Annotated in this window: 1 protein-coding gene; it reads right to left on the bottom strand. The window is 50.9% G+C overall.

Annotation, left to right across the window (positions count from 1 at the left end; translation table 11 throughout):
• Nucleotides 1-202: hypothetical protein (locus SB659_RS20595; protein WP_410551786.1), on the bottom strand; the 202-nt coding region annotated here is incomplete at its 3' end.
• Nucleotides 203-234 lie beyond the last annotated feature (32 nt).

A 234-nucleotide genomic window follows, 5' to 3' on the forward strand; every position in this document is an offset into this window, starting at 1 on the left:
GCACGACAGCGATAAAAGAAATTGCGAGTACGGATTTAATGATTCGATCGAAAAGAATTACTATCTCGTGCCGCTCTGATCTCGCGAGCATCCCGGCAAGGTGCGGCAGCAGCACAGAGGAAAGACCCACGACGATGACCTGCACCAATGCATTGTTGAGGCGCTGTGCATATCCGTAGGTCGAAACAAAACCCTCGCCCATGCGAACGAATGCTGATTGCAGAATGAGATTCG

This window comes from Arthrobacter sp. SIMBA_036 (assembly GCF_046535135.1).
Classification (GTDB): Bacteria; Actinomycetota; Actinomycetes; order Actinomycetales; family Micrococcaceae; genus Arthrobacter.